This is a genomic window from Roseivivax marinus, from assembly GCF_900109705.1.
GTDB classification, from domain to species: domain Bacteria; phylum Pseudomonadota; class Alphaproteobacteria; order Rhodobacterales; family Rhodobacteraceae; genus Roseivivax; species Roseivivax marinus.
On sequence record NZ_FOAI01000009.1, the window covers coordinates 152,214 to 171,346 of the forward strand.

Here is a 19,133-nt window from a genome sequence, read left to right on the forward strand (position 1 = left end):
TCGTCATCCCAAGTGGACCCTCGGAGACGCTCCGGGGCGGTCGCGGACACGACGGGGCCGCCGGCGGTCCGCTCCCAAACTGGTACTGGCCGCGGTTCTGGTTGCCACCATGGGGCCCGCGATTGCCGACCCGGTGATGGGATTTGCCAGGTCGAAAGGCAGCTGCACACCGCTTGCGCTTGTTGACGGCGACACGATGAAGGCTTTGTGCGACGGACGCGGTGTCGTCTCGGTGCGCTTCGTCGGTTTCGACACGCCGGAGATGGCGGGACGCTGCACGTCCGAGATCTGGCGTGCCTACGCGGCTACCTGGGCGTTGCGATGGTCGCTGTTCGCTCATGGGCCGCTGACGACCACCATGCAGGGCAGCGATCGATACGACCGGGTGCTTGTCCGTGCCGTGTCTGGCGGCGTGCCGGTCGCGCGTCGCATGATCGAGACCGGCCTCGCCCGAGCTTACGCCGGAGGCCCTCGGGCAGGTTGGTGCAGTTCACAAGAGCGCACCGCCGTGACGGGCGCGGGACGGGATATTTGGACCACGAAGAAGACGGGACGGAGTGCGTGATGTTCACCAGGATCCTGATCGCCAACAGGGGCGAGATCGCGGTGCGGGTGATCCGCACGGCGCGGGCCATGGGGCTGCGGACCGTGGCGGTGCATTCGGACGTCGACGCCGATGCGCTGCACGTGGCCGAGGCCGACGAGGCGGTGGCGATCGGGGGCGCCGCACCCTCCGAGAGCTACCTCCGCGCGGACGCGGTGATCGAGGCCGCGCGCGCCACTGGCGCCGAGGCGATCCATCCCGGGTACGGGTTCCTCTCGGAGAACCCCGGGTTCGTCGAGGCGGTGGAGGCGGCGGGGCTCGTCTTCGTCGGACCTTCGGCCGAGGCGATCCGCAAGACGGGTCTCAAGGACGCGGCCAAGCGGCTCATGGAAGAGGCCGGGGTGCCGGTGGTGCCCGGCTACATGGGCGAGGATCAGGATGCCGGGCGGCTTGCCGAGGAGGCGGAACGGATCGGCTTTCCGGTCCTGATCAAGGCGGTCGCGGGTGGCGGCGGCAAGGGCATGCGCCGGGTCGACGCCGCCGGTGACTTCGCCGACGCGCTCGAGGCTGCGCGCAACGAGGCGCGGGGCGCCTTCGGCAATGACGCGGTCCTGATCGAGAAGTTCGTCGCCACGCCGCGCCACATCGAGGTGCAGGTCTTTGGTGACGGAACGCGCGCCGTTCACCTCTTCGAGCGGGACTGCTCGCTTCAGCGGCGGCACCAGAAGGTGATCGAGGAAGCGCCCGCGCCGGGCATGACCGACGAGATGCGCGCGGCCATGGGCGAAGCGGCTGTGCGCGCGGCCGAGGCCATCGGCTATGCCGGGGCGGGCACGGTGGAGTTCATCGTGGACGCCAGTGACGGCCTGCGGCCGGACCGGTTCTACTTCATGGAGATGAACACCCGCCTCCAGGTCGAGCATCCGGTGACCGAACTGGTGACCGGCGTCGACCTCGTGGAGTGGCAGTTGCGCGTGGCGGCGGGCGAGCCGCTGCCGGCCCGGCAGGACGAACTGTCGCTCAGCGGGCATGCTTTCGAGGCGCGGCTCTATGCCGAGGACGTGCCGGCGGGGTTCCTGCCTGCCACGGGCCGGCTTTCGACGCTGACGTTCCCCGACGGCGTGCGCGCGGACAGTGGCGTCCGAGCGGGCGACGCGATCAGCCCGCACTACGACCCGATGATCGCCAAGCTGGTGGTGCACGGGGCGACACGAGCGGTGGCGCTGCGCAAGCTGGCGCGCGCGCTCGAGGACACGCAGGTCGCGGGCACCACCACCAATCTCGCCTTTCTCGGCGCGCTGGCCCGCCACGCGGGCTTCGCGGCGGGCGAGGTCGATACGGGGCTGATCGCACGCGACCTCGATGCGCTGGTCGCGGCGCCTGCGCCGGGGCCCGCAACGGTCGCCGAGGCGGCGCTGACGGCGGCCGGGCTCGACGGGCCGGCGGCGCCATTCCAGGGCTTCGCCTTGTGGCAGGCGCCGGTGCGCACGGTGGCGTTGCAGCGCGACGGGACCGAGATCGCCTGTCGGCTGCGCTGTCATGGCCCCGACCACATAGAGCTCGAGGCGGATGGCGCGGCGGCGGTCACGGTCGAGCGGCGCGGTGGCGGCTGGTGGATCGACGGTGCCCCCGCCCGCGGCGCGGCCCGCCACGACGGGCGTGTGACGGTCTTTGCCCACCCCGCGGCGACATTCGACGTGGTCGATCCGCTGGAACGGGCGGCGGCGGCCTCGGGCGCGCCGGTGATCGAGGCCCCGATGCCGGGCCGCGTGGTGCACGTCGCCGTGACCGCGGGCCAGGAGGTGCGCGAGGGCGAACGGCTGGCGGTCCTCGAAGCGATGAAGATGGAACATGCGCTGACCGCGTGGCGCGATGGCGTGGTGGCAGAGGTCCTGGTGGCCGAGGGCGACCAGGTGGAGGCCGGCGCGTCGCTGGTGCGGCTCGAGGACGAGGAGCCGGCCGGGGAGGGCGCGGCATGAGCGGGATCCGCCTGCACCATTGCCCGCAGAGCCGATCCATGCGGACGCTCTGGCTGTTGCACGAACTGGGGGTGGACGCCGAGGTGGTGGTCCATCCCTTCGACCGCTCGTTGCGCGCGCCGGACTACCTGGCGCTGTCGCCCGCGGGGCGGGTCCCGGCGCTCGAGATCGACGGGCGTACGCTCTTCGAGACCGGCGCGATCACGGAATACCTGTGCGAGCGGTTCCCGGACGCCGGGATGGGCTGCGCCCCGGGCGATCCGGCGCGCGCCGACTGGCTCATCTGGCTGCATTTCGCCGAAACCCTGAGCCAGCATTCGGCGGCCCTGACGCAGCAGCACGTGATGCTCTACGAGGACCACATGCGCAGTCCCGTCGTCATGAAGCTCGAGGCCGCGCGGCTGGGCAAATGCTACGCCGCGCTGGAAGCCCGCCTGTCGGAGGGCGCCGGGCGCGACTGGCTGGCGGCGGAGCGGTTCACCGCCGCCGATCTGAGCGTGGCGCAGGCGCTCTACATGGCGCGCCACTTCGCGCCGCTGGACGGGCACGCCCGGCTTGTCGACTGGTATGCCCGGGCGACCGACCGGCCGGCCTTCGCCGCGGCGCTGCCGAAGGACGGCGAGGCGCGGCTTTATGCGCAGGACTTCTACGCGGCATGGCCCATGGACACTGCGGGGACGGCATGAGCGACCGGGTGGAGATCTTCGAGGTCGGCCCACGCGACGGGCTCCAAAACGAGCCGGAGCCGATCCCGGTCGAGGCCAAGGTCGCGCTGGTGGACCTTCTGTCGCGCGCGGGCTTCCGCCGGATCGAGGCGGCGAGCTTCGTCAGCCCGAAATGGGTGCCGCAGATGGCATCCTCGGGCGAGGTCATGGCACGGATCGCGCGCGCCCCGGGGGTCTCCTACGCGGCGCTCACGCCGAACCTGAAGGGCTTCGAGGCGGCGATGGCGGCGGGCGTCGACGAGGTGGCGATCTTCGCCTCGGCCTCGGAGGGCTTCAGCCGCGCGAACCTCAACTGCTCCATCGCCGAGAGCCTCGAGCGGTTCGCGCCGGTGGCCGAGGCGGCGCGGGCGCGGGACGTGCCGGTGCGGGGCTATGTGTCCTGCGTGGTCGAGTGCCCGTTCGACGGTGCCGTGCCGCCCGAACAGACCGCCCACGTGACCGCGGCGCTCAGGGCGCTCGGGGTCTACGAGGTCAGTCTCGGCGACACGATCGGGCAGGGGACGCCCGAGGCGGTGGACGCGATGCTGGCCTCCGTGCTGGACGAGGTGCCGGCGAACGCGCTCGCCGGGCATTTCCACGACACCTCGGGGCGCGCTCTCGAGAACGTGGACGTCGCTCTCGCGCGCGGGCTGCGGGTGTTCGACGCGGCGGTCGGCGGGCTCGGCGGCTGCCCCTATGCGCCCGGGGCCCGCGGTAACGTCGCGACGGAGAAGGTCGCCGCGCACGTGGAGGCGCTGGGTCACGATACAGGACTTGACCGGGCGGTCCTGTCGGAGGCGGCGGCGCTGGCGCGGACCATGCGCGAGGGGCGGCAATGACGCGACCAAAGAGCCGGTGGACGACCTGACGCGGGACAGGACATGCATTGACGACCCCCTCGGATCGGGGGCGCCACACCCGGACCCCCGGGAATTTTTGAACCAGGAAGAAGGGCCGCATCATTATTCGAGACGCGGCTTCAGGCGAACGCGTGATTACGCCGGGAAGGAATTGAAATGAGTGACGAATTGATTCGAACGGAGATCGACGCCCGGGGCGTGGCGCGGCTGACGCTGGCGCGCGGGGCCAAGCACAACGCGCTTTCGGCCGAGATGATGAGCCAGTTGCAGGCGGCGGCCGAGGGACTGGCCGCGGATCCGGCCGTGCGCGTGGTGGTTCTGGCGGCCGAGGGGCCGACGTTCTGCGCCGGGGGCGACCTGCGCTGGATGCAGGCGCAGCGCGAGATGGATACCGCGACCCGGCGGACCGAGAGTGCGCGGATCGCGCACGTGCTGGGCGCGCTGGCCGCGCTGCCGCAGCCGTTGATCGGACGGGTTCAGGGCAATGCCTTCGGGGGCGGGGTGGGCCTTGCCTGTGTCTGCGACGTGACGCTGGCGGTCGAGGGCGTGCGTCTTGGCATGACCGAGACGCGGCTGGGACTGATCCCGGCCAATATCGGTCCCTACGTGATCGCGCGGATGGGTGCGGCGCGGGCGCGCGAGGTGTTCATGTCGGGGCGGGTGTTCTGCGCCGACGAGGCGGTGCGGCTGGGCGTGCTGACGCGGATTCTGCCGGTCGAGGAACTGGACTGTGCCGTCGAGGCCGAGGTCGCGCCCTATCTGTCCTGCGCGCCGGGCGCGGTGGCCGACGCCAAGCGCTTGCTCGGGGACCTCGCGGGCCGGGTCAGGGAAGAGGACGTGGCCCACGCCATCGACGCGCTTGCCGCACGATGGGAGACGGCCGAGGCCGAAGAGGGGCTCGCGGCCTTCTTCGACAAGCGCGCGCCGCGCTGGGCCGGTTGAGCGCGACCGGCGTCCGACGGAGGTGCTTGGGTCGTGGCGTGCCCGGCTTGAACCCGAGGGCGTTGGCCGCGTCTTACGCGTGGCGTCTGCGGCGTCTGCGACGTCCGGTGCGACAGGGGTGTGATCCCTGGCCTTATGCGCCCGGTGAGCGATATCGCGGGGACTTTACGCTGGTCACGGCGCGCGCTTCCGGCCTCGCGCGTCGCTGCGACGCCGGTCGCGACCTGTCCGCTCGGATAGGCGCGGCTATCCACCGGGGCGCCGGGCGTATCCCAGCGCGTGCAGATGCCGCACCGTGCCGGGCGGTAGGGTTCCAGGGACAGGCCTGCTGCTCGCCGGGTCTGTCCCCGAGGCGACGACGGTCCTGTACGGCCAGTGGCCGTGTGCCGCATCCCACCCCGCATGAACGGGGCCAGTCCGTCGCCTCGCGTGTGCCCATCGGCCGCCGATGCCCGCGTTTGCCTCTCCGGGGCGCGGGTGACCGGCCATCCCGCCGCGGCCCGGACAGCGCCCCTGACGTCCGGGCCGCATGGCGGGCGCTTCCCGCGAGCGCGCCGGACCTGCGATGCCTGCGTCGCACTCGACGCGCTCGTCTTCGTTCCGGGATTCACCCGACGGGACGTCGCGCCGCGCCGTTACCTGCCTTGCCCCGCATGACCTCCCGGTCCGGTCTGCCTGCTGTCCGGGCAGGGGCGGTCCCGTGCGACCATCCGGCGCGGCGCTTCGGTTGACCCGGACCGGGGCCGGGGATAGATGACGAACAAGTCGACATCGCCACGTGACGCCGCCCCGGGGTGCATTGCGCGCCGCCTGCGGCAGAAGGAGCCGAAACCCCGTGGAAGATATGCTTCGGGAATACCTCCCCATCCTCGTTTTCCTGGCCATCGCCATCGCGCTCGGCCTCGTTCTCATCCTTGCTGCCGTGGTGCTGGCCGTGCGGCGGCCCGACCCCGAGAAGGTGTCGGCCTACGAGTGCGGCTTCAACGCCTTCGACGACGCGCGGATGAAGTTCGACGTGCGGTTCTACCTCGTGTCGATTCTGTTCATCATCTTCGACCTCGAGATCGCGTTCCTGTTCCCGTGGGCCGTGGGCTTCCAGCACCTCAGCGAGTTCGCGTTCTGGTCGATGATGGTATTTCTCGGCGTGCTGACGATCGGCTTCGCCTACGAATGGAAGAAGGGGGCACTCGAATGGGAGTGATGACTGGGGCGAACACCGCCGGTCCCGACCGCGAGGTGGCCACGCAGAATCTCAATCGTGAGCTCACCGACAAGGGCTTCCTGCTGACCTCGACCGAGGACATCATCAACTGGGCGCGCACCGGCTCGCTGCACTGGATGACCTTCGGCCTGGCCTGCTGCGCCGTCGAGATGATGCACACCTCGATGCCGCGTTACGATGCAGAGCGGTTCGGCGTCGCGCCGCGCGCCTCTCCGCGCCAGGCGGACCTGATGATCGTCGCGGGCACGCTGACCAACAAGATGGCGCCGGCGCTGCGCAAGGTCTACGACCAGATGCCCGAGCCGCGTTACGTGATCTCGATGGGCTCGTGCGCCAACGGCGGCGGCTACTACCACTACAGCTATTCGGTGGTGCGTGGCTGCGACCGCGTGGTGCCGGTGGACGTCTACGTTCCGGGCTGCCCGCCGACTGCGGAGGCGCTGCTCTACGGCATCCTCGCGCTGCAGCGGAAGATCCGCCGCACCGGCACGCTGACCCGCTGAGGAGACCGAGGCCATGAGCACAGCCCTGAAAGAGCTAGGCGGCTTCATCGAAGCCAAGCGTCCCGACTGCGTGATCTCGTGGGAAGTGGAGCGCGGCGAGCTGACCGTGTCGGTCGCGCCGTCGAACATCCGCGGCCTGGTCGAGTTCCTCAAGACCGAGCCCACCTGCCGGTTCACGTCGCTCGTGGACATCACGGCGGTCGACTGGCCGCAGCGGGCCCGGCGCTTCGACGTGGTCTACCACTTCCTGTCGATGCACCAGAACCACCGCATCCGGCTGCGCGTGCCGATCCGCGAGGACGACACCGTGCCCTCGATCACCGGCGTGCATCCCTCGGCTAACTGGTTCGAGCGCGAGGTCTTCGACATGTTCGGGATCCTGTTCACCGGGCATCCCGACCTGCGCCGCATCCTCACCGATTACGGCTTCCGCGGGCACCCGCTGCGCAAGGACTTCCCGACCACCGGCTACACCGAGGTCCGCTACGACGAGGCGCAGAAGCGCGTGGTCTACGAGCCCGTGAGCCTGGTGCAGGAATACCGCCAGTTCGACTTCATGAGCCCGTGGGAAAGCGCCGAATACGTGCTTCCCGGCGACGAGAAGTCCGAAGAGGGCGCGAAGTGATCCCGGCCCGCGACGTCCGCCCGGCGACGACCGGCGGCGCGCAGGCCCAAGTCCCACACATGGGGAGGCTGACGACATGATGGACGGCTCCAACCAGTTCGGCGACGTCGAAACCGGCGAACAGAAGATCCGGAACTTTAACATCAACTTCGGCCCCCAGCACCCGGCCGCGCACGGCGTGCTGCGACTGGTGCTCGAACTCGACGGCGAGATCGTCGAGCGGTGCGACCCGCATATCGGCCTGCTGCATCGCGGCACCGAGAAGCTGATGGAAAGCCGCACCTACCTGCAGAACCTGCCGTATTTCGACCGGCTCGACTATGTCGGCACCATGAACCAGGAGCACGCCTGGTGTCTCGTCATCGAGAAGCTGACGGACACGCCGGTGCCGCGCCGCGCGCAGCTGATCCGCGTGCTCTACTGCGAAATCGGGCGCATCCTGAACCACCTGCTGAACGTGACCACGCAGGCCATGGACGTGGGCGCGCTGACGCCGCCGCTCTGGGGCTTCGAAGAGCGCGAGAAGCTGATGATCTTCTACGAGCGCGCATCGGGCGCGCGGCTTCACGCCGCGTATTTCCGCCCCGGCGGCGTGCACCAGGATCTCCCGCCCGAGCTGATCGACGACATCGACGAGTGGTCGCGGGCCTTCCCGAAGGTGCTCGACGACATCGACGAGCTCCTGACCGAGAACCGCATCTTCAAGCAGCGCAACGCCGATGTCGGCGTCGTGACGCAGGAAGAGGCGCAGGAATGGGGCTTCTCGGGCGTCATGGTGCGCGGCTCGGGCATGGCGTGGGACCTGCGGCGCGCGCAGCCCTACGAGTGCTACGACGAGTTCGACTTCAAGATCCCCGTTGGCAAGAACGGCGACTGCTACGACCGCTACCTCATCCGCATGGAAGAGATGCGCCAATCGATCCACATCATGCAGCAGGCCTGCGAAAAGCTGCGCCAGCCCGAGAACCAGGGCGATATCCTCGCCCGCGGCAAGGTCACGCCGCCGAAGCGCGGTGCGATGAAGACCTCGATGGAGGCGCTCATCCACCACTTCAAGCTGTATACCGAGGGCTTCCACGTTCCCGAGGGCGAGGTCTACTGCGCCGTCGAGGCGCCCAAGGGCGAGTTCGGCGTCTACCTCGTGGCAGACGGCACCAACAAGCCCTACCGCGCGAAGCTGCGGGCGCCGGGCTACCTGCACCTGCAGGCGATGGATCACGTCACCAAGAAGCACCAGCTCGCCGACGTGGCCGCCATCCTCGGGTCCATGGACATCGTGTTCGGCGAAGTCGACCGCTGAACCGCGCCCCCGGGCGCACCGCACGAAGAAGAAGAACTGGGGACAGACCATGATCCGCGCCATCCGACGCCCGACCATCCTCGGCCGCGCCGCCGCACCCGTCGCGCTTGCCGCCCTGGTGGCGGGCTGCACCATGCCGCCCGACGGCACCAACGAGCAGGACATCGCGGCCTACGATTCCGCCCTGGCCTCGATCGGCTGCAACCTGCGGACCGAGGGCGACTACCAGGCGATGGAATTGCAGACCGGCCTGACCCGCCAGCAGCTCGCCGACATGTCGGCCTACAAGGTCGAGACCGACGCCGTGCGGCGGCTCGAAGGCGGCGGATTCCGGCTCGTGGTGGGCCCTTGCGCGCCCGCGGCGCCCGCGCCGGCTGACGCGGCCCCGGCCGAGGCCGAAGCGGACAGCGCGGCCTGATGCGCGGTGCGCGTCGCACTCTTCCGGCCCCGGCGGCCGCCGTCCTCGAGACGGCGACGCCTCGGTGCAGGAAGAGGTGGGGCGTAGCGACATGCGCACGGTCGCGGTGCTCGTGGCAGAAGGCCACGAAAGCGTGCCCGCCTCCGGCGCCAATGCCGTCTTCGGACTGCGCGGCGACGCCGGCATCTACATGTGTTTCCTGGCCGACACGCCGGAGCTCCAGTCCGAGCGCCAGGCCAGGATACTCGCGGTCCTGTCTGGCGATGCCGAGGATCGCGAAGTTCCGAACATCCCTCTGGTCTGCGTGCTGACCGAATAGGACCCGACATGCTGAGACGACTGCACCACGAACAACCGCCGAGCTTCGAGTTCACCCCCGCCAACCGCGAGTGGGCCGAAGCGCAGATCACCAAGTTTCCCGAGGGCCGTCAGGCCAGCGCGATCATTCCGCTTCTGTGGCGCGCACAGGAGCAGGAAGGCTGGCTGACCCGCCCCGCGATCGAGCACGTCGCCGAGATGCTGGGCATGGCCTACATGCGGGCGCTCGAAGTGGCGACGTTCTACTTCATGTTCCAGCTCGAGCCCGTGGGCGACGTCGCGCACGTGCAGGTCTGCGGCACCACGTCGTGCATGATCTGCGGCGCCGAGGACCTCATGGAGGTCTGCAAGGAGAAGATCGCGGCGAAGCCGTTCGAACGCTCCGCCGACGGCAAGTTCTCCTGGGAAGAGGTCGAATGCCTCGGCGCCTGCGCCAACGCGCCGATGGCGCAGATCGGCAAGGATTACTACGAGGACCTCACCAAGGAACGGTTCGCGGAGATTCTCGATGAACTGGCCGCCGGCAAGGTGCCGACTCCGGGCTCGCAGATCGGCCGCTTCGCCTCCGAGCCCGCGGGCGGGATCACCAGCCTCGAGACCACGAAGGGCGACCGCACCGAGCACAACGCCTCGGTCGCGCTCGCGCTCGAGATCGGCGACACTGTCAAGCGCATCGACGGCACCGAGGTGCCTCTCAAGGCGCCGTGGCGCGACTTCTCGCACAGCAAGGGCGATGCCGACCCCGATCCCGATGGCCCCGTGCTGGCGGGCGATCATCCCGTGGACGAGACCGGCGCGGACAAGCGCGCGGCCCCGGTCGAGGGCGAGGGGCATCCCGAGACCTTCGAGCCGGCCGAGGAAGCAACCCCCGGCAGCAAGCCGCAACTGATGGATCAGCCGCGTGACGGCGGGGCCGACGACCTCAAGAAGATCAAGGGGATCGGTCCCAAGATCGAGGAGCTGTGCCACAGCCTCGGCATCTTCCACTACGACCAGATCGCGTCGTGGACCGACGAGGAAGTGGCGTGGGTCGATTCGAACCTCGAAGGGTTCAAGGGGCGGGTCAGCCGGGACGAGTGGGTTCCGCAGGCTCGCGAGCTGAGCGGAAAGGGCTGAGACACGCGCCCCGCCGTCGTGAAACGAGACGCTGACACGGTCCCGTGCTACATAGGGATCCGGGTCCAAGTCACTGCGACGGCACGGAGAGGGAGAGAACCATGAACACACAGAGCCGCATGTCCTGTCAGACGGGATGCTGGGGGCTGGCCGCGGGCGTCGCGCTCGTGGCCTTCGTCCTGATGCTCGTGGTCGGCCAGTATGGCATCATCGGCGCCGCGTTCCTCGCGGCCGTGGCCTTCGTGGTGCTGGGCTTTCTCTTCAGCATGATTTTCTGCACGCCGCTGACCAAGCCGGGCGAGGCGCCCGGACCGGGCGTGCAGGCCCGCACGTCGCGGCCCGGTGCGACCGGTGCCGCGCCGGGAACGGCCGGCGTGACCGCGGGCAGCGCGGGCGCAACGCAGGCCGCACCTTCGGCCACGGCCGGCACCGCCGCCACGGCGCCCTCGGGGGACAAGCCGGATGCCGACAAGACCGACGCCTCCGCCGACACCCAACCGCCCGCCTCGGGCGCGGCGGCGCGCGATGAAACCGGCGTGGGCCCGGCCGACACGCCCCCGGCACCGGGCGCGGCGGTGGCCGATGCCGACGCCGAGACCGGCGCGATGGTGAAGCCGTCGAAGGCTCTTCCCGGCCAGCAGGAGCTGTCCGAGCGCAAGGGCAGCTGGCGCTACGAGGGCAACGACACCACCTCGTCCGCCGCAGGCGGCGCCACCAACGGCAGCGCGGGGAGCAAGCCCACCACCATGTCGGGCCCGCGCGAGGGCGGCGCCGACGACCTCAAGAAGATCAAGGGCATCGGCCCCAAGCTCGAGGACCTGTGCCACAGCCTCGGGATCTACCATTTCGACCAGATCGCTTCGTGGACCGACGCCGAAGTGGCGTGGGTCGACGATAACCTCGAGGGCTTCAAGGGCCGCGTGACCCGCGACGAGTGGGTGGCGCAGGCACGTGACCTGTCGGGCGGCGGCACGAACTGAGACGACCGGACGACGGCATGACGCGGGACGAACAGGGCAGGCGGGGGCGTACGATCGCGCTCATCATCGCGGGCACCGGCCTGTTCTGGATCGCCGCCACCGCGCTCGGGGCGTATCTGGGGCTGACGCAGCGGACCCGGGCGCTTTTCGACCTCGCGGCCCTCGCAGGCTTCGGGTTCGCGATATACATGCTGATTGACCTCTGGCGTGCGCGCCGGAAAGACGAGGACTGAGACCCATGCTCAAGGACGAAGACCGCATCTTCACCAACCTCTACGGGATGCACGACCGCACGCTCGCGGGCGCCAAGATGCGCGGGCACTGGGACGGCACCGGGGACATCATCAAGCGGGGCCGCGACGCCATCGTCGACGAGATGAAGAAGTCCGGCCTGCGCGGCCGTGGCGGCGCGGGCTTCCCCACCGGGATGAAGTGGTCCTTCATGCCCAAGGAATCCGACGGTCGGCCCGCATATCTCGTGGTCAACGCCGACGAATCCGAGCCGGGCACCTGCAAGGACCGCGAGATCATGCGTCACGACCCGCACACGCTGGTCGAGGGCTGCCTGATCGCGTCCTTCGCGATGAACGCGCACGCCTGCTACATCTACATCCGCGGCGAATACATCCGCGAGCGCGAGGCCCTGCAGGCGGCCATCGACGAGGCCTACGAGGACGGGCTCGTGGGCCGCAACGCCGCCGGATCGGGCTGGGATTTCGACATCTACCTGACCCACGGCGCGGGCGCCTACATCTGCGGCGAGGAAACCGCCCTGATCGAGAGCCTCGAGGGCAAGAAGGGCATGCCGCGCATGAAGCCGCCGTTCCCGGCGGGCGCGGGCCTCTACGGCTGCCCGACCACCGTGAACAACGTCGAGTCGATCGCCGTGGTGCCGACCATCCTGCGGCGCGGCGCCGACTGGTTCTCGTCCTTCGGCCGTCCGAACAACGCGGGCACCAAGGTGTTCGCCGTCTCGGGCCACGTGAACAATCCGTGCGTGGTCGAAGAGGCTATGTCGATCTCGTTCGAGGAACTGATCGACCGGCACTGCGGCGGTGTCCGCGGCGGCTGGGACAACCTCAAGGCGGTGATCCCCGGCGGGTCGTCGGTGCCCTGCATCCGTGGCGAGAACATGCGCGATGCGATCATGGACTTCGACTGGCTGAAGGAACAGCGGTCGGGCCTCGGGACGGCGGCCGTGATCGTGATGGACAAGGACACCGACATCATCAAGGCGATCTGGCGCCTGTCGAAGTTCTACAAGCACGAAAGCTGCGGCCAGTGCACGCCCTGCCGCGAAGGCGCGGGCTGGATGATGCGCGTGATGGACCGCCTCGTGCGCGGCGACGCGGAGGTCGAGGAAATCGACATGCTGCTCGACGTCACCAAGCAGGTCGAAGGCCACACCATCTGCGCGCTGGGCGATGCGGCCGCTTGGCCGATCCAGGGTCTGATCCGCAACTTCCGCGACGAGATCGAGGACCGCATCAAGCACAAGCGCGGGCCCATCGCGGCGGAATAACGCGGCGCTTTCTTCATCTTTCGAGAAACGCCCCCGCAGGATCGGCCTGCGGGGGCGTTTTGCTTTTCCAGCCCCGGGCGCGGGACAAGGCCGAGGGCCGTCGCGCTGGCGAAGGTCCGCCCCCAAGACGCGGCGATTTGGTCGACGAGAGGACCCAGCCTGGATCAAGTCCGGATGTGACATCGACAGATGGAGAGGGCCTCCGGCAAGGATCGTCGTATCGCGAGGCCGGTCGATAGCGCGGCTTTCACCGGGCGACCGGTCACCGCGGAGTCGCTCCGAGCATTCCTTTCTCCGCAGGCGCCGCACGTCACACGGGCGCATCCCCGGAACGCGAGAGCCGCACACCTATGTCCAAGCGTCAGCAAGCCCTGTTCATCTTCCTCGTATGGCTCTGCGTCTATCCGGGCGTGGTGCTGCTGGCGGCGCTGGTCGGATGGCTCTTTCCCGATGCACCGGTCTGGCTGCGGATCCTGCTTTCGACCGGTGTGACGGTGCCCTGCGTTTCGCTTGTGGTCCTGCCGTGGGTGAATAAGGTCGTCGCCAAGGCGCAAGGACAGAGCGTCGCCGAGCTCAAGCGCGCGCAGGCCAAGGCGGCCGAGCGCGCCGAGAGCTGACGGCGGGCGACCGCGCCGGACGGGCGCAGCGCGAGGGGCAGAGCAGCATGAAGGACGAAAAACAGGGCGGCATTCGCGCCCGGCTGGGGCTGGAAAACCCTTTCGACACCTACGACCACGACCCGGCGCGGGTGGATCGGCAGGGCTGGAACTCGACCCACCAGTTCTTCGACGTGGCCCTGACGCAGGCGAAGCCCGGCCTTGTGATCGAGCTGGGCGTCTGGAAGGGCATGTCCTCGATCCACATGGCCGAGCGCATGGATGCCCACGGCCTCGACGGCGAGATCCTGTCGATCGACACCTGGCTCGGCTCCTCGGCGCACTTGTCCTCGGCCGGGCGCCGGGCCGAGCTGTCGCCGGTGGACGGCTACCCGTCGGTCTACCGGACGTTTCTCGCCAACGTGCACGACGCGGGGCAGCAGGGCCGGATCGTTCCGCTGCCGATGGACGGGAATTCGGCCGCCTATGCGCTGACCCGGCTGAAGGTCACCGCCGAGGTCATCCACATCGACGCCAGCCACGAATACGAAAGCTGCCTCGCCGACCTGCGAAACTTCTGGCCGCTGCTGGCGCCGAAAGGCATCCTGATCGCCGATGATTACGGCACCTGGCCGGGTGTGACCCGTGCCGTCTGCCAGTTTGCGGCCGAGGTCGACCGGCCGCTCTTCACCTCGATGGGCAAGGCGCTTCTGCCGAAGGACCCCGGACTCGGGTTCGAACTCAAGGTAACGAAGGCCCGCCGCTACAAGCGCGGGGGAAAATAAGCGCTTGCGGGCGGGGGGCTGGACCGCATCGCGCGGCTCGGGCTACACGGGCGTCGGCGCCTGCGCGCGCCGCACCATCCAGACTCCGGAGGACAGATGCGCCTTATCCTGACGATCCTGACGGCGAGCCTCGCGCTCGCAGGGTGCACCGAGACGTCGAAGCGCATCCGCTTCGAAGGAGAGTTCTACCGGTCCAACGCCAGCGCTCCGCGGAGCGACCGTCACAATTTCGTCGTGACGTCCGGGCCACTCTCGCGCGGGATCGAGGGCGCGAGACAGGCCGCACTCTACGAGGGAACGCGGCACTGCATGACCTATTACGGCACCTCCAAGATCGACTGGGCGGTGCATCCGACGCAGGATCCGGCGCAGGCACTGACCATCGACGGTGACCGGATCGTGGTGCAGGGACGCTGCGTCGAGTGGCCCGAGCCCGGGGGGCCGGCCACGCGTTGACGCGACGCGGGATCGTGAACGCTCCCGGTGCGTTGGGTTATTGCATGACCGAAGGGGCGACGCCCATTTCTGCCGTGCATCGCGCTGCCCGTAGGGCATCCCCACGCGCGACCTGACCCGAAGGAGACACCCGATGCGCCGCTCCGCTGCAGCCGCTGCCTGCACCCTCGTTCTCGCGCTCATGGCGCCGTTTGCCCAAGCGCAGGGCAAGCCGCCGCTTCGCGAGGTCGACAAGATCGACAACAGCCTGATGATGGTCGCAATCGCCGACGATCTGCGTAAAAGCTGCGATAATATCGACGCCCGGATGATCCGTGCGCTGGCCTATCTTCAGCAGTTGAAGGGCGAGGCTCGCGACCTCGGCTACAGCAGCGACGAGATCGACGCTTACGTGTCATCCGACGACGAAAAGGACCGGATGGAGCGCAAGGCGAATGCCTGGCTCGAGGGCCAGGGCGTGCAGAGGAGCGACAAGAGCGCCTATTGCACCTTCGGGCAACAGGAAATAGCGAAGGGGAGCCAGATCGGCGTCCTGCTCAGAGCAAGGTGAGACGAGTCCATGTCCGACCTCCGCAAAATCAACATCGACGGCACCGAGTACGAGGTGGATGGTTCGATGACCATCCTTCAGGCGTGCGAGAGCGCGGCCGGCACGCAGATCCCCAGGTTCTGCTACCACGAGCGGCTGTCGATCGCGGGGAACTGCCGGATGTGCCTCGTCGAGGTCGTGGGCGGTCCGCCCAAGCCCGCCGCTTCCTGCGCCATGCAGATCAAGGATTTGCGTCCCGGCAAGAACGGTGAGCCGCCGGAGGTCAAGACCAACTCGCCCATGGTAAAGAAGGCCCGCGAGGGGGTGATGGAGTTCCTGCTCATCAACCACCCGCTGGACTGCCCGATCTGCGACCAGGGCGGCGAATGCGACCTGCAGGACCAGGCCATGGCCTTCGGCGTGGATTTCTCGCGGTACCGCGAACCCAAGCGCGCCGTGTCGAACATGGACCTCGGCCCGCTCGTGGGCACTCACATGACGCGCTGCATCTCGTGCACGCGCTGCGTCCGCTTCATCACCGAGGTCGCGGGCATGCCCGAGCTCGGCCAGACCGGCCGCGGCGAGGATGCCGAGATCACCGCCTATCTCGGCCAGACGCTCGAATCGGAGATGCAGGGCAACATCATCGACCTGTGCCCGGTGGGCGCGCTTACGTCGAAGCCCTACGCCTTCACAGCCCGCCCATGGGAGCTGTCGAAGACCGAGACCATCGACGTGATGGACGCGCTCGGCTCGTCGATCCGCGTGGACGCCAAGGGCCGTGAAGTGATGCGGATCATGCCGCGCAATCACGACGGCACCAACGAGGAATGGATCAGCGACAAGACCCGTTTCGTCTGGGACGGCCTCAAGCGTCAGCGTCTCGATCGCCCTTACGTGCGCGAGAACGGCCGCCTGCGCGCCGCGACCTGGCCCGAGGCGCTCGGCAAGGCCTCGGACGCCCTGAAGGGCGCGAAGAAGCCCGTCGGACTGGTCGGCGATCTTGCCTCGGTCGAGGCGACCTTCGCGCTCAAGCAGCTGATCGAGAGCCTCGGCGGCACGACCGAGTGCCGCACCGACGGCGCGAAGCTGCCCGCCGGAAACCGCTCGGCCTATGTCGGAACTTGCGCGGTCGAGGATATCGACGACGCGGACATGGTGATGATCATCGGCGCCAACCCGCGGACCGAAGCCCCGGTGCTGAACGCCCGCATCCGCAAGGCATGGGCGAGGGGCGCCGATATCGGCCTGATCGGCGAGCCGGTCGACCTGACCTACGACTATCACCACGCCGGCACCGGCCGCGACGCGCTGGCCGAGATGGTCAAGAAGGGCGTCTCCAAGGAGACCCGCGAGAACAAGCGCCTGGTGGTGCTCGTCGGGCAGGGCGCCCTCACCGGTGACGACGGGGCGGCCGTTCTCGCCGCGGCGCAGGCCTTCGCGGATGGTGCCGACGCCAAGTTTTTCGTGCTGCACACCGCCGCGAGCCGCGTTGGCGCGCTCGACGTTGGCGCGGTGACCGAGGGCGGTCTGCCGGCGGCGATGGACGGCGCGGACGTGGTCTACAACCTCGGCGCGGACGAGATCGACGTCGAGCCGGGCGCTTTCGTGATCTACCAGGGCAGCCATGGCGACCGCGGCGCGCATCGCGCCGACGTCATCCTGCCGGGCGCCGCTTATACCGAGGAGCAGGGCGTCTTCGTCAACACCGAGGGCCGCCCTCAGATGGCGCTCCGCGCGGGCTTCGCCCCCGGCGAGGCCAAGGAGAACTGGGCCATCCTCCGGGCGCTGTCGGCCGAGTGCGGCAAGCAGCTGCCCTTCGACAGCATCGGACAGCTGCGCGCGAAACTGGTCGAGGCCGTGCCGCACATGGAGGCGCTCGATCGCGTGCCGGACAACGGCTGGACGGTCGAGCCCGAGGGAAAGATGGGCTCGGGCGACTTCGGTACGCCGATCCGGGACTTCTACCTGACCAACCCGATTGCCCGCGCGAGCGAACTGATGGCCGAGCTGTCGGCGAACGCCAAGGCCCGGTCCGAGGCGAAGATCGCCGCGGAGTGATCCGGGTGGTCCTGCGTGCCGGGATCATCGCCGCGGCAAGTCTCGCCCTCGCCGGATGCGGGGGCGAGTCGCAGCCGGATCGGGATAAAATCCCGTTCGATCCGGTTTACGAGGGCGTGGAGACGTCGCTGCTCGACGGCGACCTTGTTCAGTTCCACGTCTCCATGCGCGGGGCGCGTGACAATGCCGATCTGGCGGACTATGCCGACTGTGCCGCGGCGCAGTATGCACTGATCCGGGGTTACGGTTTCGCGCGGCATTTGCGCACAAATGTCGATGAAATGGGTGGTCTCTGGACCGCAGATGCGGTTTACACCATCTCGGCAGCCCTGCCGCGCGGGCTCAAGACCATTGACGCCGAAGTCGAGGTCGCGACATGCGCGGAGAATGGAATACCGACGGTGTGAGGGACATCCATGTCTGACTTTCTGGCAACCTCCGGCGGAACGGCCCTGATCATCGTGGCCCAGTGCCTCGCCATGATCTCGTTCGTCATGGTGTCGCTTCTGTTCCTCGTCTACGGCGACCGGAAAATCTGGGCCGCGGTGCAGATGCGCCGGGGCCCGAACGTCGTCGGCGTCTACGGCCTGCTCCAGACCGTCGCGGACGCGGTGAAGTACATCTTCAAGGAAGTGGTGGTGCCGGCCGGGTCCGACCGGACCGTCTTCATCATGGCGCCGCTGACGTCGTTCGTGCTGGCAGTGCTGGCCTGGGCGGTGATCCCGTTCAACGACAGCTGGGTGCTGTCGGACATCAACGTGGCCATCCTCTACGTCTTCGCCGTCTCCTCGCTCGAGGTCTACGGCGTTATCATGGGCGGCTGGGCGTCGAACTCGAAGTACCCGTTTCTCGGGTCGCTGCGCTCGGCGGCGCAGATGATCTCGTACGAGGTCTCGCTCGGCCTCATCATCATCGGGGTCATCATCTCGACCGGCTCGATGAACTTCGGCGACATCGTGGGCGCCCAGGATACCGGATGGCACTTCTTCGGCTGGTACTGGCTGCCGCACTTCCCGATGGTGTTCCTGTTCTTCATCTCGGCTCTGGCCGAGACGAACCGCCCGCCCTTCGACCTGCCCGAGGCCGAATCGGAACTCGTGGCCGGTTACCAGGTGGAATATTCCTCGACGCCTTTCCTGCTTTTCATGGCCGGCGAATACATCGCGATCTTCCTGATGTGCGCGCTGACCACGCTGCTGTTCTTCGGCGGCTGGCTGTCGCCGATCCCGGGCCTGCCCGACGGCGCGCTGTGGATGGTCGCGAAGATGGCGTTCTTCTTCTTCCTCTTCGCGATGGTGAAGGCGATCACGCCGCGCTACCGCTATGACCAGCTGATGCGCCTGGGCTGGAAGGTCTTCCTGCCGTTCAGCCTGGTGTGGGTGGTCTTCGTGGCCTTCGCGACCCGCTACGAATGGTTCTGGGGCATCTTCGCCCGCTTCGGAACGGGAAGCTGACATGACCGGCCGAGGCGGACATCTGCCCGGGCGGAGCGACAGCGCCGCGCCCCTGCCGGGCAGGGGCGGCGCCATGGGACAGGGCAGGGCGGGGCAAACCGCACCGGCCACGCCCCGAATCGGGGCGAGGGACGACCAAGACACGGGTCTGGCGGCGACCGAAACCGCCATGACCGAGGAGGCGCGCCACTGCGCGACCCAGGACAAACCGGAGGACGT

General features: G+C 68.7%; 22 protein-coding genes. All 22 read left to right on the plus strand.

The window, feature by feature from the left end:
• The first annotated feature begins 109 nt into the window (after positions 1 to 109).
• The 22 genes from BMX29_RS18845 to nuoH all read left to right on the plus strand — a co-directional run bounded on the left by BMX29_RS18845 (position 110) and on the right by nuoH (position 18,914).
• Positions 110 to 565 carry a thermonuclease family protein gene (locus BMX29_RS18845; protein ID WP_175471188.1) on the plus strand — a complete coding sequence of 152 codons (456 nt, stop codon included), beginning with the start codon at positions 110 to 112 and terminating at the stop codon, positions 563 to 565.
• Positions 565 to 2,523 (plus strand): acetyl/propionyl/methylcrotonyl-CoA carboxylase subunit alpha, encoded by a 1,959-nt coding sequence (locus BMX29_RS12910; protein WP_092813413.1) that lies wholly within the window; start codon positions 565 to 567, stop codon positions 2,521 to 2,523. The genes BMX29_RS18845 and BMX29_RS12910 overlap by 1 nt, the downstream gene beginning before the upstream one ends.
• A complete protein-coding gene (locus tag BMX29_RS12915) occupies positions 2,520 to 3,209 on the plus strand; it encodes a glutathione S-transferase family protein (RefSeq protein ID WP_092813416.1) in 690 nt (229 codons plus the stop codon). The genes BMX29_RS12910 and BMX29_RS12915 overlap by 4 nt, the downstream gene beginning before the upstream one ends.
• Complete coding sequence (locus BMX29_RS12920) at positions 3,206 to 4,066, plus strand: hydroxymethylglutaryl-CoA lyase (protein ID WP_092813479.1); 861 nt, start codon at positions 3,206 to 3,208, stop codon at positions 4,064 to 4,066. Before BMX29_RS12915 ends, BMX29_RS12920 begins: the two co-directional genes overlap by 4 nt.
• 177 nt (positions 4,067 to 4,243) lie before the next feature.
• Positions 4,244 to 5,029 carry a crotonase/enoyl-CoA hydratase family protein gene (locus BMX29_RS12925; RefSeq protein WP_092813419.1) on the plus strand — a complete coding sequence of 262 codons (786 nt, stop codon included), beginning with the start codon at positions 4,244 to 4,246 and terminating at the stop codon, positions 5,027 to 5,029.
• A gap of 835 nt (positions 5,030 to 5,864) precedes the next feature.
• Complete coding sequence (locus tag BMX29_RS12930) at positions 5,865 to 6,230, plus strand: NADH-quinone oxidoreductase subunit A (protein ID WP_043845923.1); 366 nt, start codon at positions 5,865 to 5,867, stop codon at positions 6,228 to 6,230.
• Positions 6,230 to 6,754 (plus strand): NuoB/complex I 20 kDa subunit family protein, encoded by a 525-nt coding sequence (locus BMX29_RS12935; protein ID WP_043845925.1) that lies wholly within the window; start codon positions 6,230 to 6,232, stop codon positions 6,752 to 6,754. The genes BMX29_RS12930 and BMX29_RS12935 overlap by 1 nt, the downstream gene beginning before the upstream one ends.
• A gap of 13 nt (positions 6,755 to 6,767) precedes the next feature.
• The gene (locus BMX29_RS12940) at positions 6,768 to 7,379 is read left to right on the plus strand and encodes an NADH-quinone oxidoreductase subunit C (RefSeq protein WP_043845927.1); all 612 of its coding nucleotides are present in this window, start codon (positions 6,768 to 6,770) and stop codon (positions 7,377 to 7,379) included.
• A 79-nt stretch (positions 7,380 to 7,458) separates the two neighbouring features.
• Positions 7,459 to 8,679 carry an NADH-quinone oxidoreductase subunit D gene (locus BMX29_RS12945; RefSeq protein ID WP_092813482.1) on the plus strand — a complete coding sequence of 407 codons (1,221 nt, stop codon included), beginning with the start codon at positions 7,459 to 7,461 and terminating at the stop codon, positions 8,677 to 8,679.
• 49 nt (positions 8,680 to 8,728) lie between these two features.
• Positions 8,729 to 9,097, plus strand: coding sequence for a hypothetical protein (locus tag BMX29_RS12950; RefSeq protein WP_051487825.1), 369 nt, complete (start codon positions 8,729 to 8,731; stop codon positions 9,095 to 9,097).
• Positions 9,098 to 9,188: 91 nt separating this feature from the next.
• Positions 9,189 to 9,416, plus strand: coding sequence for a hypothetical protein (locus BMX29_RS12955; RefSeq protein ID WP_043845929.1), 228 nt, complete (start codon positions 9,189 to 9,191; stop codon positions 9,414 to 9,416).
• An 8-nt stretch (positions 9,417 to 9,424) separates the two neighbouring features.
• Positions 9,425 to 10,531, plus strand: coding sequence for an NADH-quinone oxidoreductase subunit E (locus BMX29_RS12960; RefSeq protein ID WP_092813422.1), 1,107 nt, complete (start codon positions 9,425 to 9,427; stop codon positions 10,529 to 10,531).
• Between the two features lie 101 nt (positions 10,532 to 10,632).
• Positions 10,633 to 11,511 (plus strand): endonuclease, encoded by an 879-nt coding sequence (locus BMX29_RS19635; protein WP_244889230.1) that lies wholly within the window; start codon positions 10,633 to 10,635, stop codon positions 11,509 to 11,511.
• A gap of 17 nt (positions 11,512 to 11,528) precedes the next feature.
• The gene (locus BMX29_RS12970) at positions 11,529 to 11,744 is read left to right on the plus strand and encodes a DUF5337 domain-containing protein (protein WP_043845933.1); all 216 of its coding nucleotides are present in this window, start codon (positions 11,529 to 11,531) and stop codon (positions 11,742 to 11,744) included.
• A gap of 5 nt (positions 11,745 to 11,749) precedes the next feature.
• On the plus strand, positions 11,750 to 13,033 hold the full coding sequence (nuoF, locus tag BMX29_RS12975) for an NADH-quinone oxidoreductase subunit NuoF (protein ID WP_043845934.1): 1,284 nt from the start codon (positions 11,750 to 11,752) through the stop codon (positions 13,031 to 13,033).
• 350 nt (positions 13,034 to 13,383) lie between these two features.
• The gene (locus BMX29_RS12980) at positions 13,384 to 13,650 is read left to right on the plus strand and encodes a putative antibiotic biosynthesis monooxygenase (protein ID WP_092813425.1); all 267 of its coding nucleotides are present in this window, start codon (positions 13,384 to 13,386) and stop codon (positions 13,648 to 13,650) included.
• A 47-nt stretch (positions 13,651 to 13,697) separates the two neighbouring features.
• Complete coding sequence (locus BMX29_RS12985) at positions 13,698 to 14,414, plus strand: class I SAM-dependent methyltransferase (protein ID WP_092813428.1); 717 nt, start codon at positions 13,698 to 13,700, stop codon at positions 14,412 to 14,414.
• A 96-nt stretch (positions 14,415 to 14,510) separates the two neighbouring features.
• Positions 14,511 to 14,870 carry a hypothetical protein gene (locus BMX29_RS12990; RefSeq protein ID WP_092813431.1) on the plus strand — a complete coding sequence of 120 codons (360 nt, stop codon included), beginning with the start codon at positions 14,511 to 14,513 and terminating at the stop codon, positions 14,868 to 14,870.
• Positions 14,871 to 15,003: 133 nt separating this feature from the next.
• Positions 15,004 to 15,420, plus strand: coding sequence for a DUF5333 domain-containing protein (locus BMX29_RS12995; RefSeq protein WP_092813434.1), 417 nt, complete (start codon positions 15,004 to 15,006; stop codon positions 15,418 to 15,420).
• Positions 15,421 to 15,429: 9 nt separating this feature from the next.
• On the plus strand, positions 15,430 to 17,460 hold the full coding sequence (nuoG, locus tag BMX29_RS13000) for an NADH-quinone oxidoreductase subunit NuoG (protein WP_092813437.1): 2,031 nt from the start codon (positions 15,430 to 15,432) through the stop codon (positions 17,458 to 17,460).
• Positions 17,460 to 17,867, plus strand: a complete 408-nt coding sequence (locus BMX29_RS13005) for a hypothetical protein (RefSeq protein WP_244889232.1) — start codon at positions 17,460 to 17,462, stop codon at positions 17,865 to 17,867. Before nuoG ends, BMX29_RS13005 begins: the two co-directional genes overlap by 1 nt.
• Before the next feature lie 9 nt (positions 17,868 to 17,876).
• Positions 17,877 to 18,914 carry an NADH-quinone oxidoreductase subunit NuoH gene (nuoH, locus tag BMX29_RS13010; protein WP_043845945.1) on the plus strand — a complete coding sequence of 346 codons (1,038 nt, stop codon included), beginning with the start codon at positions 17,877 to 17,879 and terminating at the stop codon, positions 18,912 to 18,914.
• The last annotated feature ends 219 nt before the right edge of the window (positions 18,915 to 19,133 follow it).

Excerpts from the sequence above, each read along its gene's own strand:
- BMX29_RS18845 (WP_175471188.1), top strand. The coding sequence starts at position 110 with ATGGGGCCCGCGATTGCCGACCCGGTGATGGGATTTGCCAGGTCGAAA.
- BMX29_RS12910 (WP_092813413.1), top strand. The coding sequence starts at position 565 with ATGTTCACCAGGATCCTGATCGCCAACAGGGGCGAGATCGCGGTGCGG.
- BMX29_RS12915 (WP_092813416.1), top strand. The coding sequence starts at position 2,520 with ATGAGCGGGATCCGCCTGCACCATTGCCCGCAGAGCCGATCCATGCGG.
- BMX29_RS12920 (WP_092813479.1), top strand. The coding sequence starts at position 3,206 with ATGAGCGACCGGGTGGAGATCTTCGAGGTCGGCCCACGCGACGGGCTC.
- BMX29_RS12925 (WP_092813419.1), top strand. The coding sequence starts at position 4,244 with ATGAGTGACGAATTGATTCGAACGGAGATCGACGCCCGGGGCGTGGCG.
- BMX29_RS12935 (WP_043845925.1), top strand. The coding sequence starts at position 6,230 with ATGACTGGGGCGAACACCGCCGGTCCCGACCGCGAGGTGGCCACGCAG.
- BMX29_RS12940 (WP_043845927.1), top strand. The coding sequence starts at position 6,768 with ATGAGCACAGCCCTGAAAGAGCTAGGCGGCTTCATCGAAGCCAAGCGT.
- BMX29_RS12945 (WP_092813482.1), top strand. The coding sequence starts at position 7,459 with ATGGACGGCTCCAACCAGTTCGGCGACGTCGAAACCGGCGAACAGAAG.
- BMX29_RS12950 (WP_051487825.1), top strand. The coding sequence starts at position 8,729 with ATGATCCGCGCCATCCGACGCCCGACCATCCTCGGCCGCGCCGCCGCA.
- BMX29_RS12955 (WP_043845929.1), top strand. The coding sequence starts at position 9,189 with ATGCGCACGGTCGCGGTGCTCGTGGCAGAAGGCCACGAAAGCGTGCCC.
- BMX29_RS12960 (WP_092813422.1), top strand. The coding sequence starts at position 9,425 with ATGCTGAGACGACTGCACCACGAACAACCGCCGAGCTTCGAGTTCACC.
- BMX29_RS19635 (WP_244889230.1), top strand. The coding sequence starts at position 10,633 with ATGAACACACAGAGCCGCATGTCCTGTCAGACGGGATGCTGGGGGCTG.
- BMX29_RS12970 (WP_043845933.1), top strand. The coding sequence starts at position 11,529 with ATGACGCGGGACGAACAGGGCAGGCGGGGGCGTACGATCGCGCTCATC.
- nuoF (WP_043845934.1), top strand. The coding sequence starts at position 11,750 with ATGCTCAAGGACGAAGACCGCATCTTCACCAACCTCTACGGGATGCAC.
- BMX29_RS12980 (WP_092813425.1), top strand. The coding sequence starts at position 13,384 with ATGTCCAAGCGTCAGCAAGCCCTGTTCATCTTCCTCGTATGGCTCTGC.
- BMX29_RS12985 (WP_092813428.1), top strand. The coding sequence starts at position 13,698 with ATGAAGGACGAAAAACAGGGCGGCATTCGCGCCCGGCTGGGGCTGGAA.
- BMX29_RS12990 (WP_092813431.1), top strand. The coding sequence starts at position 14,511 with ATGCGCCTTATCCTGACGATCCTGACGGCGAGCCTCGCGCTCGCAGGG.
- BMX29_RS12995 (WP_092813434.1), top strand. The coding sequence starts at position 15,004 with ATGCGCCGCTCCGCTGCAGCCGCTGCCTGCACCCTCGTTCTCGCGCTC.
- nuoG (WP_092813437.1), top strand. The coding sequence starts at position 15,430 with ATGTCCGACCTCCGCAAAATCAACATCGACGGCACCGAGTACGAGGTG.
- nuoH (WP_043845945.1), top strand. The coding sequence starts at position 17,877 with ATGTCTGACTTTCTGGCAACCTCCGGCGGAACGGCCCTGATCATCGTG.